Raw genomic sequence first — 14,560 nt, 5'->3', positions numbered from 1 at the left:
TTGGTAATGCAGGCAGTAGGGAAATTATCGAAATATATAAAACCATATATTCTGTTTGCTATCATTGCACCGATAATGATGATAGTCGAAGTAAGTATGGATTTATTACAGCCAACAATTTTACAACATATTATTGACGATGGGATTGCTGAAAACGATACGGCATTTATACTAAGAAGTTTTGGTTTAATGATTATTACATCATTAATCGGTTTGATAGGTGGGGTTGGATGTTCGATTTATGCCTCACGTACAGCGGTTAATTTTTCAACGGATCTTCGTCATGATTTGTATGAAACGATTACTTATTTTTCAAATAGTAGTAAAGACAAATTTACACTCGGAAAACTTGTTACGAATTTAACGAGTGACATTGAAATGCTTCAGCGTGCATTAACGATGCTGCTTAAAATATTTGTTCGTGGTCCAATGATGTTTATCGGGGCTATTGTCATTGTATTTATTACAGCGCGGGAGCTATTTCCGATTTTGATGGTAGTAGTACCGATTTTAGCGTTTTGTATGTATTACTTCACAGCACTGTCAGGCAAGCTTTTCCATAAAGTTCAGTTGGTAGTCGACGTAGTAAATACAAAAGTTCAGGAAAATTTGGCCGGTATTCGGGTTATTAAGGCTTATAACCGAAAAAATCATCAAATTGATCAGTTTACAGACATTAATACACAATTAATGAAACGCTCTATGTCAGCAGATCAAATTATTGGTGTGCTAGCTCCATTGACGATGTTTGTCGTGAATATGGGAATTGTTGCAGCATTATGGATGGGTGCCATTAAGGTAGATAATAATACCTTACAAGTAGGGGTTATTTTAGCCTTTATTAACTATTTAATGATGGTCATGCAAGGGCTGATGAGTTCTTCAATGGTTCTTGTACAGCTTGCACGTGCAGTTCCGAGTGCAGAGCGTATTGTAGAAGTATTGGAGGAAAAAATAGAATTTACAAATCCTTCCGTACCAGAGTCACATAAGATTCAAGGAAGTGTGAGTTTTGAAAATGTCAGCTTCTCTTATTTAAAAGGAACGGAATCTGTACTTAAAAATATTAGTTTCCATGTAAATGCCGGTGAAACGGTTGGCATTCTAGGAATGACAGGGAGCGGGAAATCCACGTTGGTCAAGATGATTCCAAGATTGTTTGATGTCGATAGTGGTGTGATAAAAATTGATGGGATACCAATAGGACAATACGGGCTTGAACATCTACGCCAGTCAATAGGATTTGCTCCTCAAAAGGCGACCTTGTTTTCAAAAACAATAGCTGAGAACCTTCAATATGGAAAGTCAGAGGCAACAGAGCAACAAATTTTACAAGCATTGCAAGCATCGAATGCGAGAGAATTTGTTGATAGACTTGAGGCAGGGACAGAGCATGTGCTAACACAAGGGGCAACGAATTTATCGGGTGGACAAAGGCAACGGCTGGCAATGGCACGAGCATTTATACGCAAACCGAATATTTTAGTGTTGGATGATGTGACGAGTGCAGTTGATAGTATTTCCGAAAAGGCTATTCAGCAGGCAATTGATGAACAGTTTGCCGGGGCGACGAAATTTATCGTTTCATCTAAAATTTCCTCAGTTCGACATGCCAATCAAATTCTCTTAATGGATGACGGGAAAATAATTGCCAAAGGGACGCATGAGCAATTGTTAAAGACGAGCGAGTTATATAATGAAATGGCAAAAACACAAGCGGAAAAAGGGGTGACCTTAAGTGAATAAACAACAAGGGGGACCACCAAATCCGATGGGCCATCCAGGAGGGCGATTTACCGGTCCTGTTGTGAAGCCGAAAAATCAAAAAGAGACATTACTTCGTATATGGAGCTATTTACGTATTCAAAAGGTTGAACTAATTAGTGTTGTTATTTTTGTAATTATAAGTACGCTTTTAAGTTTAGTCGGTCCATTTTTAATAGGTAAAACAATTGATGACTATATTATAAAGTTAAATATATCAGGTTCAATTCGTATGGCGCTTCTGTTAGCGGGAGTGTATATCGCATCATCTTTACTAACGTGGATTCAAACATTTGTAATGATACGTGTATCACAAAAGACAATTCGCCGTTTACGTCAACAGCTTTTTGAGCAATATCAATCACTGCCATTAGCTTTTTATGATAAAAAGCAACAGGGTGATTTAATGAGTCGGATGACAAATGATATTGAAAATTTAAATGCAGCATTGTCGCAAAGTGTTATTCAAATTGTATCGAGCTTTTTAACCATTGTTGGTACGGCATTTGCGCTATTTTATTTGGATTGGCGTTTAGCACTTGTCACACTTATTATCATCCCGCTTATCGTGTTCGCTACGAAACAGATTATAAAAAGAAGCAGTGTTAACTATAAAGCGCGTCAACGGGATCTAGGTAATTTAAATGGCTACATTGAAGAGACGATTTCTAATGCAGATATCATTACACTGTTCGGTAAAGAAAAATCAACGCTGGCAGAATTTAAAGAAGCGAACGAAAGACTACGTGGTTCTGCAATGCGGGCAGATATTATTTCCGGGTTCATGGGTCCAGTTAATAACTTCATGAATAACCTAGGATTAAGTTTAGTAATTGGGACAGGTGCAGTTATGGCGGTAACGAGTGGACTTACGATTGGGGTTATCGCATCGTTTGTTACATATACACGCCAGTTTTTCCGTCCAATTAATCAGCTATCAAACTTATTAAATACATTCCAGTCTGCAATTGCTGGTTCTGAGCGAGTATTTGAAGTGTTAGATGAAGTAAGGGAAATAGAAGACATCGAGCATGCAAAAGAAAAACCTCAGTTTAAAGGGGATGTCACTTTTGAAAATGTCAAATTCGCGTATGAGTCAGGGAAACCAGTACTGCGCGGCATCAACTTTAAAGCGAAAGCCGGGGAAACAATTGCGATTGTTGGTCCAACCGGTTCAGGAAAAACGACCATTATTCAATTGCTTACACGTTTTTACGATGCAACAGGAGGTCGAATACTACTGGATGATGAGCCGATTACGCATTACAAAATGAATAATGTTCGGGATCATGTCGGGGTAGTCCTACAGGATACGTATTTATTTTCCGGGACGGTACGTGAAAATATTCGTTTCGGCAAGTTGAATGCTACAGACGAGGAAGTTGAACAGGCGGCCAAAATTGCCTATGCACATAATTTTATCAAGTACTTGCCAGAGCAATACGATACAGTGTTATCAAGTGGCGGCTTAAACTTAAGTCAAGGGCAGCGTCAACTTATTGCCATTGCACGTGCGATTTTGGAGGATCCAGATATTTTAATTTTAGATGAAGCAACTTCGAGCGTTGATACGATGACTGAAGTTCATATTCAAAAAGGGTTGAATAATTTAATGAAAGGCCGTACAAGCTTTGTTATTGCACACCGTTTAAAAACGATAGAAAACGCCGATCAAATTCTCGTAATTAAAGATGGACAAATTTTAGAGCAAGGCAATCACGATTCTTTAATTAATGCCAAAGGATTTTATGCAACGCTTCAAAATCAGCTAATGGCCAATTAATCGAGGTAATAAACGCCCCCTCTTTTGCGTATAGTAGGCAAAAAGGGCGGTGTTTTTATGAAGCGTTGGCTTGCACTTATATTCGTTATTTTTTGTTCGATGCTAGTCGTTGTATATGAAACAAATGCTTCCGACCGGCGATTTTTTTTACCCGAGCCATTAGGTGGGTTGAAAATTGTATTGGATGCTGGTCATGGAGGTATTGATGGTGGTGCTTCAAATGGTGATGTAATCGAAAAAGATGTGACATTGGCAATTACAAAAAAAGTAGCTCGTCAATTGACACGTTTAGGGGCAGAAGTAATATTAACGCGTTCAACAGATGGAGATGTACTAAGTGAACATGCACCAAAGGAGACATTTCCAACACTTCGTGAGCGTAAGAAACAGGATATTTTCCTACGTGAAACATTAGTGGAATCACATGAGCCGGATATATTTATTACGATTCATGCAAACGCAATTCCAAATAGTAAATGGAGAGGAGCCCAAGTGTTTTATCATCATGAAGGACATGAAAAGAGTGAAGCACTCGCACAGGCTGTTCAACAATCCATTCGTACTACGATGGAAAATACAGACAGGGAAGCATTATCGATTAAAAATGTTTATTTACTAAAGAAGGTGGAAATACCTGCAGTATTGGTAGAAACGGGTTTCCTAAGCAATGAAGAAGAAAGGGACTTGCTTGCTACTGAAAGTTATCAGGATAAGATGGCATTTGCTATTGCGCGCGGAATTGAAAATTATATTCATGTGAAATTTGACTAGGCAACATGTAATAGCAATACGGGACTAGTATGATATACTAACAATGGATATTTCATTCAGGGGAGTGTTTGATGTGCTAAATGAACAACAAGTTCGAGAACTATTAGGCGAATTACAGGATCCGTTTTTACATAAAACATTAGCAGAAACAAAAGGTGTAACAAACGTTTCAATTAAAGCAGAAAAAGGGCATGTTAGTGTTCGTATTGCAATTGCAAAGGTAAATACGCCGGAACAAATGACACTTCAAATGAAAATTGTAGAAGTGTTAAAAGAAAATGGCGCGGCTTCAGTAGGGATTCGTTTTGAAGAATTACCAGCAGAAGTTTTACAATCATTCCGTGGACAAGCGACGGAGTCACAGGCTCAAGATATATTATCACCATTATCAAGTGTGCAATTTATCTCAATTGCTTCTGGTAAAGGTGGCGTAGGGAAATCGACTGTATCTGTCAACATGGCAGTTGCTTTAGCGCGCTTAGGAAAAAAAGTAGGATTAATCGATGCAGATATATATGGCTTCTCTGTTCCAGATATGATGGGTGTAACGGAAATGCCAGTTGTAAAAGAAGATCGTATATATCCAGTTGAGCGTTTAGGTGTAAAAGTTATTTCAATGGGGTTCTTCGTAGAAAATAATGCACCAATTGTATGGCGCGGTCCTATGCTTGGAAAAGTACTAGACCAGTTCTTCCGTGATGTAGAGTGGGGCGAATTGGATTATCTACTATTAGATTTACCGCCAGGAACAGGGGACGTAGCACTTGATATTCACCAGATGCTACCGGCTTCAAAGGAAATTGTTGTTACAACGCCACACCCAACAGCAGCATTTGTAGCAGCTCGTGCAGGTGCAATGGCATTACAAACGAATCATGAGATTTTAGGTGTTATCGAAAACATGGCTTGGTATGAAAGCAAAACTGGTGAAAAGGAATTTGTATTCGGTCAAGGCGGCGGTCCAAAGCTAGCTGAAGAATTACGTACTAAGCTACTTGGTCAAATTCCGTTAGGTCAACCAGATTGGACTGAAGAAGATTTTGCGCCATCTATCTATGCAGAGAATCACCCTACAGGTCAGATTTACTTGAAAATTGCTGAAGAGATTGTATCGGCATTAAATAAATAAGCTTATATTAACAACCAGTTGTCCCAAAATGGAACAACTGGTTGTTTTATTATGATCCGCCGCCACCGCTTTTTTCTTCACTACTTCCCTTCTCAGATCCACCTCCACCACCAGATCCGGATTCTTTTTCAGACGAAGAACCTTCACCACTCTTTTTAATCAGCTCTTCCCATTTTGACTGCATCAGAGGGTTCTCTATTGTTTCGGTCACCACTTTTTCCAGTTCCTTACGCATTACAGCACCTTTCATAATTGATTCCAGTTGCTTTTGCATATCCGGCTGTCCAAAAAATGATGTTAAAGCTTCTTGGTACGCAGCATCGTTTAATAGGTTTTTCATTAAATCCTTTTGTTGATCCTGCATACTTTTTGCGAAGTTCTCTTTAAACTTAGGGTCTTCAAATGTTTTTACCCAAAAATCCATGGCTTCTTTTGACAGCATTGTTTCCTCGGTCGCCTTTTTTACTTCCTCGGTATTTAAAATAAGCAGCTCCCGGAAGCTCTTATCTTCAAATATTTGTCGGATCGCCTTTTTCCCATCTTCTGTTTGGATAGCATCAACCATAATTTTCTTTACTTCGTCATAAGAAAGCGTCGTTGATTTGGAATCGTTACAACCAGCAATTAGAATGATGGAAAAGGCAAGTATTATTAAACGTTTCACTATTTCTTCCTTCCTTTCTTCACTTAAGCGCTTTCGTTTATTGTTCACAATTTAACAAAATATATGTAACAACTTTTAGTAGAGGTCGCTTTTTTCAAATCGAATTGATAAAATATACAAGTATATTAAAAAATGGGGGAATTGTTCGTGACGATACGAAACTGGGTTAAATTTGCTTTTTGGGCATTGTTAATTGGTGGTTTAGTGAATGCAGTTGCCTCGTTAATTATTCGTTGGGACTTTTACCAACCATATTTAGCGAACGGGGAAATTTCTGAATTTCTGGCTGCGGTTATTTGGAATATCGTTTTAGGTATGACGATGAGTGTGATGGCCCAAGCAGGTTTTTTTGCTTATTTAACGTTACATCAAGTTGGTGTTAATATATTTAGATCATTAACGCTTTGGAACTGGATACAAATGTTATTGATCATTATTGTTTTAGTCGATATTGTAATTTTCCGCTTTGCCCCAGGAGCTAGTACAATGGGGGATTGGCTGATTTACGGATTTTTACTTATAGTTTTAGTCGGAGCGGCCATATTAACGGCAGTAAAGAAAATAAAAATGACGAAAAAGCCACATGTCTTAATCTCCACAATGTTCTTTATGATTGTTGTAACTTCATTAGAGTGGATTATCGCTTTAATGGGACGCCAGGATAACATTGACGTATATGTTGCACTATTATTGTTCCCGTTAGTGGCAGTTAATGCATACCAAATTTTAATGTTGCCAAAATATAATGCACAATCTGAAGCTGATCGAAAAAAATTGGAAGAACGTCGTAAAGAAAGAAAAGAGTCGCATACTACGGCAAAAGCTTAAATAGAAAGGGCTGTCACAAATATAAACGTTTGTGACGGCCCATTGTTTTTTTAAAATAGACATAGATTCATATTATTATGGGAATCGTTTTGTAGAAATTTCATATCCAAATATATTTTGTTCAATTGAAACAAAAATATGCTCATTCATAAATTGTTTAATGGCATCAAAAGAGACATTCTCCTCACGATGTAAAGGAATACTTACAAATGAACCTTCAGGAATTTTACTTTCTACTATAGGAAAGGTTTCTGTTGGAGCAATTATGTTAATGCCAAGTTGATGTAAAGCTGATTGCATAGAATCTTCCATTTTGTAATCAGCGGTCGCAAACCATAGTGGCTTTTTGTAAAATGTTTTTTCGTAAATAGCGAGCTGTTTGTTTAAAAGTGTTTCATCGACATATTGATCACTCGTAGAACCGAGTAGACCAACTCTAATATTCTTTTCTATTAATACTTTTACCAAATCAGGACTTCGTAATAGCCAATCACTATCTGCTAAAAAAAGTGGATAAGGCTCTTTCAGGTTTGTCACCCATTCTTCCAAACCTTTATGAGAATAACTGAGTTCAATGATTACACTTTTTCCGAATTGACCTTTTGTGATGATTGCTGGAGTCTCTGTTAATTGAAATACGGGCATAATACTACTTTTTTCATCAAAATAAATGAATACCAGAAATAAGCATAAAATTAGTGATACCAACGTTTTGAACATGATTAACTACCCACTTTCCGATTGTATTAAACACGATTCTATTAAAAACTTATGAAAAAGTGTTGACGGATATAACAAGAGGATGTTACTATAAGTGAGTCGCCAAGAGATGACGCGACAAACGAAACACAATGAACCTTGAAAACTGAACAAGCAACGTTAATGAAACAAGCTTCTTAAATGAAGCAAACAATAGATTTCAACTTTTAATTAAGTTGAATCGCTAGCAAAGCAAATGAGCTTTCAAACTACTTTTATGGAGAGTTTGATCCTGGCTCAGGACGAACGCTGGCGGCGTGCCTAATACATGCAAGTCGAGCGGATGATGAGAGAAGCTTGCTTCTCTCTGATTTAGCGGCGGACGGGTGAGTAACACGTGGGTAACCTACCTTATAGATTGGGATAACTCCGGGAAACCGGGGCTAATACCGAATAATACTTTTAAACACATGTTTGAAAGTTGAAAGACGGTTTCGGCTGTCACTATAAGATGGACCCGCGGCGCATTAGCTAGTTGGTGAGGTAACGGCTCACCAAGGCAACGATGCGTAGCCGACCTGAGAGGGTGATCGGCCACACTGGGACTGAGACACGGCCCAGACTCCTACGGGAGGCAGCAGTAGGGAATCTTCCACAATGGACGAAAGTCTGATGGAGCAACGCCGCGTGAGTGAAGAAGGATTTCGGTTCGTAAAACTCTGTTGCAAGGGAAGAACAAGTAGCGTAGTAACTGGCGCTACCTTGACGGTACCTTGTTAGAAAGCCACGGCTAACTACGTGCCAGCAGCCGCGGTAATACGTAGGTGGCAAGCGTTGTCCGGAATTATTGGGCGTAAAGCGCGCGCAGGTGGTTCCTTAAGTCTGATGTGAAAGCCCCCGGCTCAACCGGGGAGGGTCATTGGAAACTGGGGAACTTGAGTGCAGAAGAGGATAGTGGAATTCCAAGTGTAGCGGTGAAATGCGTAGAGATTTGGAGGAACACCAGTGGCGAAGGCGACTGTCTGGTCTGTAACTGACACTGAGGCGCGAAAGCGTGGGGAGCAAACAGGATTAGATACCCTGGTAGTCCACGCCGTAAACGATGAGTGCTAAGTGTTGGGGGGTTTCCGCCCCTCAGTGCTGCAGCTAACGCATTAAGCACTCCGCCTGGGGAGTACGGTCGCAAGACTGAAACTCAAAGGAATTGACGGGGGCCCGCACAAGCGGTGGAGCATGTGGTTTAATTCGAAGCAACGCGAAGAACCTTACCAGGTCTTGACATCCCGGTGACCACTATGGAGACATAGTTTCCCCTTCGGGGGCAACGGTGACAGGTGGTGCATGGTTGTCGTCAGCTCGTGTCGTGAGATGTTGGGTTAAGTCCCGCAACGAGCGCAACCCTTATTCTTAGTTGCCATCATTCAGTTGGGCACTCTAAGGAGACTGCCGGTGATAAACCGGAGGAAGGTGGGGATGACGTCAAATCATCATGCCCCTTATGACCTGGGCTACACACGTGCTACAATGGACGATACAAACGGTTGCCAACCCGCGAGGGGGAGCTAATCCGATAAAATCGTTCTCAGTTCGGATTGTAGGCTGCAACTCGCCTACATGAAGCCGGAATCGCTAGTAATCGCGGATCAGCATGCCGCGGTGAATACGTTCCCGGGCCTTGTACACACCGCCCGTCACACCACGAGAGTTTGTAACACCCGAAGTCGGTGAGGTAACCTTTATGGAGCCAGCCGCCGAAGGTGGGATAGATGATTGGGGTGAAGTCGTAACAAGGTAGCCGTATCGGAAGGTGCGGCTGGATCACCTCCTTTCTAAGGATTATTTCGGAATCATTCTCATGGAGAATGAAACATTAACGTTTGCTGTTCAGTTTTGAAGGTTCATTCTTAATTGAATGAGATACTTCAAAACTTCGTTCTTTGAAAACTGGATAAAACGACATTGAAAGCAATAAAACAAATTTCTATTTTATAGAAATGTAACAAGTCAAGCAATTGACGTGTAAACTTAAATCTTGGATTTTATCCAAGTGTTAACTTTTGGTTAAGTTAATAAGGGCGCACGGTGGATGCCTTGGCACTAGGAGTCGATGAAGGACGGCACTAACACCGATATGCCTCGGGGAGCTGTAAGTAAGCTTTGATCCGGGGATTTCCGAATGGGGGAACCCACTATCTTTAATCGGATAGTATCTACACGTGAATACATAGCGTGATGAGGACAGACGCAGGGAACTGAAACATCTAAGTACCTGCAGGAACAGAAAGAAAATTCGATTCCCTGAGTAGCGGCGAGCGAAACGGGAAGAGCCCAAACCAAAGAGCTTGCTCTTTGGGGTTGTAGGACACTCTATACGGAGTTACAAAAGAATGAGTTAGACGAAGCGACTTGGAAAGGTCCGCGAAACAAGGTAAAAGCCCTGTAGTCAAAAGTTCATTCCCTCCAGAGTGTATCCTGAGTACGGCGGAACACGTGAAATTCCGTCGGAATCCGGGAGGACCATCTCCCAAGGCTAAATACTACCTAGTGACCGATAGTGAACCAGTACCGTGAGGGAAAGGTGAAAAGCACCCCGGAAGGGGAGTGAAATAGATCCTGAAACCGTGTGCCTACAAGTAGTTAGAGCCCGTTAATGGGTGATAGCGTGCCTTTTGTAGAATGAACCGGCGAGTTACGATTACGTGCGAGGTTAAGTTGAGAAGACGGAGCCGCAGCGAAAGCGAGTCTGAATAGGGCGAATTAGTACGTGGTCGTAGACCCGAAACCAGGTGATCTACCCATGTCCAGGGTGAAGGTGAGGTAACACTCACTGGAGGCCCGAACCCACGCACGTTGAAAAGTGCGGGGATGAGGTGTGGGTAGCGGAGAAATTCCAATCGAACCTGGAGATAGCTGGTTCTCTCCGAAATAGCTTTAGGGCTAGCCTCGTGATTGAGAATACCGGAGGTAGAGCACTGTTTGGACTAGGGGGGCATCTCGCTTTACCGAATTCAGACAAACTCCGAATGCCGGATATTTATACACGGGAGTCAGACTGCGAGTGATAAGATCCGTAGTCAAGAGGGAAACAGCCCAGACCACCAGCTAAGGTCCCCAAGTAATCGTTAAGTGGAAAAGGATGTGGCGTTGCTTAGACAACCAGGATGTTGGCTTAGAAGCAGCCATCATTTAAAGAGTGCGTAATAGCTCACTGGTCGAGTGACGCTGCGCCGAAAATGTATCGGGGCTAAACGATTCACCGAAGCTGTGGATGCATACTTTGAGTATGCGTGGTAGGAGAGCGTTCTAATAGCGTTGAAGTCAGACCGGAAGGACTGGTGGAGCGATTAGAAGTGAGAATGCCGGTATGAGTAGCGAAACATGGGTGAGAATCCCATGCACCGTATGACTAAGGTTTCCTGAGGAAGGCTCGTCCGCTCAGGGTTAGTCGGGACCTAAGCCGAGGCCGATAGGCGTAGGCGATGGACAACAGGTTGATATTCCTGTACCACCTCCTCACCGTTTGAGAAATGGGGGGACGCAGTAGGATAGGGTAAGCACGCCGTTGGTTGCGCGTGTTCAAGCAGTAAGGCGTGTATGTAGGCAAATCCGCATACTATAACGTTGAGCTGTGATGACGAGCTCTTTAGAGCGAAGTTCCTGATTTCACACTGCCAAGAAAAGCCTCTATCGAGGTGAGAGGTGCCCGTACCGCAAACCGACACAGGTAGTCGAGGAGAGAATCCTAAGGTGTGCGAGAGAACTCTCGTTAAGGAACTCGGCAAAATGACCCCGTAACTTCGGGAGAAGGGGTGCTTCTTTGGGTGCATAGCCTAGAGAAGCCGCAGTGAATAGGCCCAGGCGACTGTTTAGCAAAAACACAGGTCTCTGCAAAACCGTAAGGTGACGTATAGGGGCTGACGCCTGCCCGGTGCTGGAAGGTTAAGAGGAGCGGTTAGCGCAAGCGAAGCTGTGAATTGAAGCCCCAGTAAACGGCGGCCGTAACTATAACGGTCCTAAGGTAGCGAAATTCCTTGTCGGGTAAGTTCCGACCCGCACGAAAGGCGTAACGATCTGGGCACTGTCTCAACGAGAGACTCGGTGAAATTATAGTACCTGTGAAGATGCAGGTTACCCGCGACAGGACGGAAAGACCCCGTGGAGCTTTACTGTAGCCTGATATTGAATTTTGGTACAACTTGTACAGGATAGGTAGGAGCCAGAGATCCCGGAGCGCCAGCTTCGGAGGAGGCGTCGGTGGGATACTACCCTGGTTGTATTGAACTTCTAACCCATGCCCCTTAGCGGGGTAGGAGACAGTGTCAGGCGGACAGTTTGACTGGGGCGGTCGCCTCCTAAAGAGTAACGGAGGCGCCCAAAGGTTCCCTCAGAATGGTTGGAAATCATTCGAAGAGTGTAAAGGCATAAGGGAGCTTGACTGCGAGACCTACAAGTCGAGCAGGGTCGAAAGACGGGCTTAGTGATCCGGTGGTTCCGCATGGAAGGGCCATCGCTCAACGGATAAAAGCTACCCCGGGGATAACAGGCTTATCTCCCCCAAGAGTCCACATCGACGGGGAGGTTTGGCACCTCGATGTCGGCTCATCGCATCCTGGGGCTGTAGTCGGTCCCAAGGGTTGGGCTGTTCGCCCATTAAAGCGGTACGCGAGCTGGGTTCAGAACGTCGTGAGACAGTTCGGTCCCTATCCGTCGTGGGCGTAGGAAATTTGAGAGGAGCTGTCCTTAGTACGAGAGGACCGGGATGGACACACCGCTGGTGTACCAGTTGTCTTGCCAAAGGCATCGCTGGGTAGCTATGTGTGGACGGGATAAGTGCTGAAAGCATCTAAGCATGAAGCCCCCCTCAAGATGAGATTTCCCATTACGCAAGTAAGTAAGACCCCTGAAAGACGATCAGGTAGATAGGTTCGAGGTGGAAGTGCGGTGACGCATGCAGCTGACGAATACTAATCGGTCGAGGACTTAACCACATTTTATTGCACAACTCAATGAAACGTTTATCCAGTTTTGAAAGAATGATTCTTTCAAAGGGTTCCAAGACATAAGCTGTATTGGAAACCAAAATAGTCTAGTGATGATGGCAAAGAGGTCACACCCGTTCCCATACCGAACACGGAAGTTAAGCTCTTTAGCGCCGATGGTAGTTGGGGGCTTCCCCCTGTGAGAGTAGGACGTCGCTAGGCTCAAAAAGTCGTTGCTGATTCAGTCAGTAGTGGCTTTTTTATTATTTAAAATTAGCGAATGAATTAAAGATAACAAGCATGACTTGAAAGGATAAAACTTTCTAGGTCATGCTTTTTTGTTTATATAAAATAGACAATAGAAAGTGGAGATTATAAATTATTGCAAATAGGAGAAGAAGTAGCTAGATAAACGTCTTCTGTACAGAAATTCAAATTGATTTATCATTCCTCAAGGCACTTTTACCATTTGAAACTTTTACAGCTAGATTACGTATACAAAAGAATAAGTTTAATTAAGGAGGAAGCTGATGCGTAAAATATTGTATATGGCAGTAGCTAGCGTATTACTGACAGCCTGTGGAAATGATAAAACAAGCAGTACCGACTTAGCTACAACAGGGCAAACTGAAAGCTCTCAGGAGGTCAACCAGATGAACGAAACATTATTAGGGAAATGGCAAGGTATGATTGAAATCCCGCAGTCACCATTGGAAATTATTTTGGATTTGCAAAAAACAGGGGGGAATATATCGGTTCCAGCCCAAGGATTAAGTGAATTTTCATTTGAATCTGTTCAATATAATGATAGTGAAATAGAGATTAAAATTGATTTGGCAGGGTCTTTAATAAAAATAGAAGGGACTTATGAAAAGGAACAAATAGAAGGGACGTTTACACAAAATGGACAAACATTTTCGATTACTTTAAATCCATATACAGAGGCTTCTATAACATATGAAGAGCATACCGTTCCTGTTTTAGGAGGGGAATTAAAGGTAGCCCTACAAGTGCCAGAACAACCAACAGGGGAGCTTGTTATTATCCATGCTGGTTCAGGACCAACGAATAAAGATGGAAATACTATTGGCGGTGGATCTAATAACAGCCTTAAGATGATTGCGGAAAGTCTAGCCGAACAGGGAATTGCATCAATACGGTTTGATAAGCGGGGTATTGGTGAAAATACAGCACTAATTGCAAAAGAAGAGAACTTAACATTTGAAATGTATGTACAGGACGTAACGTCAATCGTTGATTATGCTAAAAAAGACAGCCGTTTTACGGAGGTTCATTTACTTGGTCATAGTGAAGGTGCATTAATTATGGCAATCGCTGCACAAAAAGGCAATGTAGACTCACTTATCTCCATTGCTGGGGCAGGTAGACCGGTCGATGAGATTTTGATGGAACAACTAGCAGCGAGTCTACCACCTAATTTGTTGTTGGAATCTGAAAAAGCATTGGAGCAGCTGAAAGCCGGTAATAAAGTCGGGAAAGTTTCGTCTGAACTTCAGTCCTTATTTAGACCCTCTGTTCAACCGTATATGATTTCTTGGTTAAAATATAACCCACAGCAGGAAATAATGGATGTGAAAGTTCCTATACTAATCATACAAGGAAAAATGGATATCCAAATTACAGAAGAAGATGCGGAAAGTCTAAAATCGGCAAATAGCAAAGCACAGCTTCATTATTTTGATCATATGAATCATGTCTTAAAAGACATACAAGGAAATCGTGAACAAAATATAGCGAGTTATTCAAATCCCACGATACCATTGGCGAATGGTTTAGTGGAGAAAATTGTTAAATTCGTAAAATAAACAAAGTCCAGGAAAGAGGAGTTTTCCTCTTTCTGCAATAAAAAAATAAAAGACAAATTATTTCAATAAAGTGCTTGTATAAATTAAAAACGTTGCTATAATAATAAATGTACAAGG

8 protein-coding genes and 3 rRNA genes are annotated in these 14,560 nt (G+C 41.9%); 9 read left to right on the top strand and 2 right to left on the bottom strand.

Features of this window, described 5'->3' with window-relative positions:
* Nucleotides 1-6 precede the first annotated feature (6 nt).
* From MHH95_RS03600 to MHH95_RS03585, 4 genes are all read left to right on the top strand, one after another.
* A complete protein-coding gene (locus tag MHH95_RS03600) occupies nucleotides 7-1,746 on the top strand; it encodes an ABC transporter ATP-binding protein (RefSeq protein WP_340727298.1) in 1,740 nt (579 codons plus the stop codon).
* Nucleotides 1,739-3,547 (top strand): ABC transporter ATP-binding protein, encoded by a 1,809-nt coding sequence (locus MHH95_RS03595; RefSeq protein WP_445682989.1) that lies wholly within the window; start codon nucleotides 1,739-1,741, stop codon nucleotides 3,545-3,547. The genes MHH95_RS03600 and MHH95_RS03595 overlap by 8 nt, the downstream gene beginning before the upstream one ends.
* Before the next feature lie 57 nt (nucleotides 3,548-3,604).
* Complete coding sequence (locus tag MHH95_RS03590; RefSeq protein WP_191701178.1) at nucleotides 3,605-4,318, top strand: N-acetylmuramoyl-L-alanine amidase; 714 nt, start codon at nucleotides 3,605-3,607, stop codon at nucleotides 4,316-4,318.
* A 73-nt stretch (nucleotides 4,319-4,391) separates the two neighbouring features.
* Nucleotides 4,392-5,447, top strand: coding sequence for a P-loop NTPase (locus tag MHH95_RS03585; RefSeq protein ID WP_339214509.1), 1,056 nt, complete (start codon nucleotides 4,392-4,394; stop codon nucleotides 5,445-5,447).
* A gap of 49 nt (nucleotides 5,448-5,496) precedes the next feature.
* Here the strand turns inward: MHH95_RS03585 and gerD are convergent, their stop codons facing one another.
* Nucleotides 5,497-6,111, bottom strand: coding sequence for a spore germination lipoprotein GerD (gene gerD / locus MHH95_RS03580; protein ID WP_340726477.1), 615 nt, complete (start codon nucleotides 6,109-6,111; stop codon nucleotides 5,497-5,499).
* 147 nt (nucleotides 6,112-6,258) lie between these two features.
* Here gerD and MHH95_RS03575 point away from each other — a divergent pair, with 147 nt between their 5' ends.
* Nucleotides 6,259-6,939 carry a KinB-signaling pathway activation protein gene (locus tag MHH95_RS03575; RefSeq protein WP_340726476.1) on the top strand — a complete coding sequence of 227 codons (681 nt, stop codon included), beginning with the start codon at nucleotides 6,259-6,261 and terminating at the stop codon, nucleotides 6,937-6,939.
* 75 nt (nucleotides 6,940-7,014) lie between these two features.
* Here the strand turns inward: MHH95_RS03575 and MHH95_RS03570 are convergent, their stop codons facing one another.
* Nucleotides 7,015-7,659, bottom strand: coding sequence for a hypothetical protein (locus tag MHH95_RS03570; RefSeq protein WP_340726475.1), 645 nt, complete (start codon nucleotides 7,657-7,659; stop codon nucleotides 7,015-7,017).
* 253 nt (nucleotides 7,660-7,912) lie between these two features.
* Here MHH95_RS03570 and MHH95_RS03565 point away from each other — a divergent pair.
* From MHH95_RS03565 to MHH95_RS03550, 4 genes are all read left to right on the top strand, one after another.
* Nucleotides 7,913-9,467: ribosomal RNA gene (locus MHH95_RS03565) — 16S ribosomal RNA — on the top strand.
* Between the two features lie 230 nt (nucleotides 9,468-9,697).
* Nucleotides 9,698-12,626 (top strand): 23S ribosomal RNA (locus tag MHH95_RS03560).
* A gap of 97 nt (nucleotides 12,627-12,723) precedes the next feature.
* Nucleotides 12,724-12,839, top strand: a 5S ribosomal RNA gene (gene rrf / locus MHH95_RS03555).
* Together the 16S, 23S and 5S rRNA genes form the textbook arrangement of a ribosomal RNA operon.
* Before the next feature lie 308 nt (nucleotides 12,840-13,147).
* Entirely contained in the window at nucleotides 13,148-14,443 is a 1,296-nt protein-coding gene (locus tag MHH95_RS03550) for an alpha/beta hydrolase (RefSeq protein ID WP_340726474.1), read from the top strand.
* Nucleotides 14,444-14,560: the final 117 nt, after the last annotated feature.

Origin of the sequence: Solibacillus sp. FSL K6-4121 (assembly GCF_038002585.1) — a bacterium.
GTDB classification, from domain to species: domain Bacteria; phylum Bacillota; class Bacilli; order Bacillales_A; family Planococcaceae; genus Solibacillus; species Solibacillus faecavium.
The sequence above is the reverse complement of the archived record's forward strand: the minus strand, read 5'-3'. Positions and strand labels throughout refer to the sequence as shown.

What these genes read in the sequence shown, in the direction of transcription:
- MHH95_RS03550 (WP_340726474.1), top strand. Translation starts at nt 13,148, where the DNA reads ATGCGTAAAATATTGTATATGGCAGTAGCTAGCGTATTACTGACAGCC.
- MHH95_RS03590 (WP_191701178.1), top strand. Translation starts at nt 3,605, where the DNA reads ATGAAGCGTTGGCTTGCACTTATATTCGTTATTTTTTGTTCGATGCTA.
- MHH95_RS03600 (WP_340727298.1), top strand. Translation starts at nt 7, where the DNA reads ATGCAGGCAGTAGGGAAATTATCGAAATATATAAAACCATATATTCTG.
- MHH95_RS03570 (WP_340726475.1), bottom strand. Translation starts at nt 7,659, where the DNA reads ATGTTCAAAACGTTGGTATCACTAATTTTATGCTTATTTCTGGTATTC.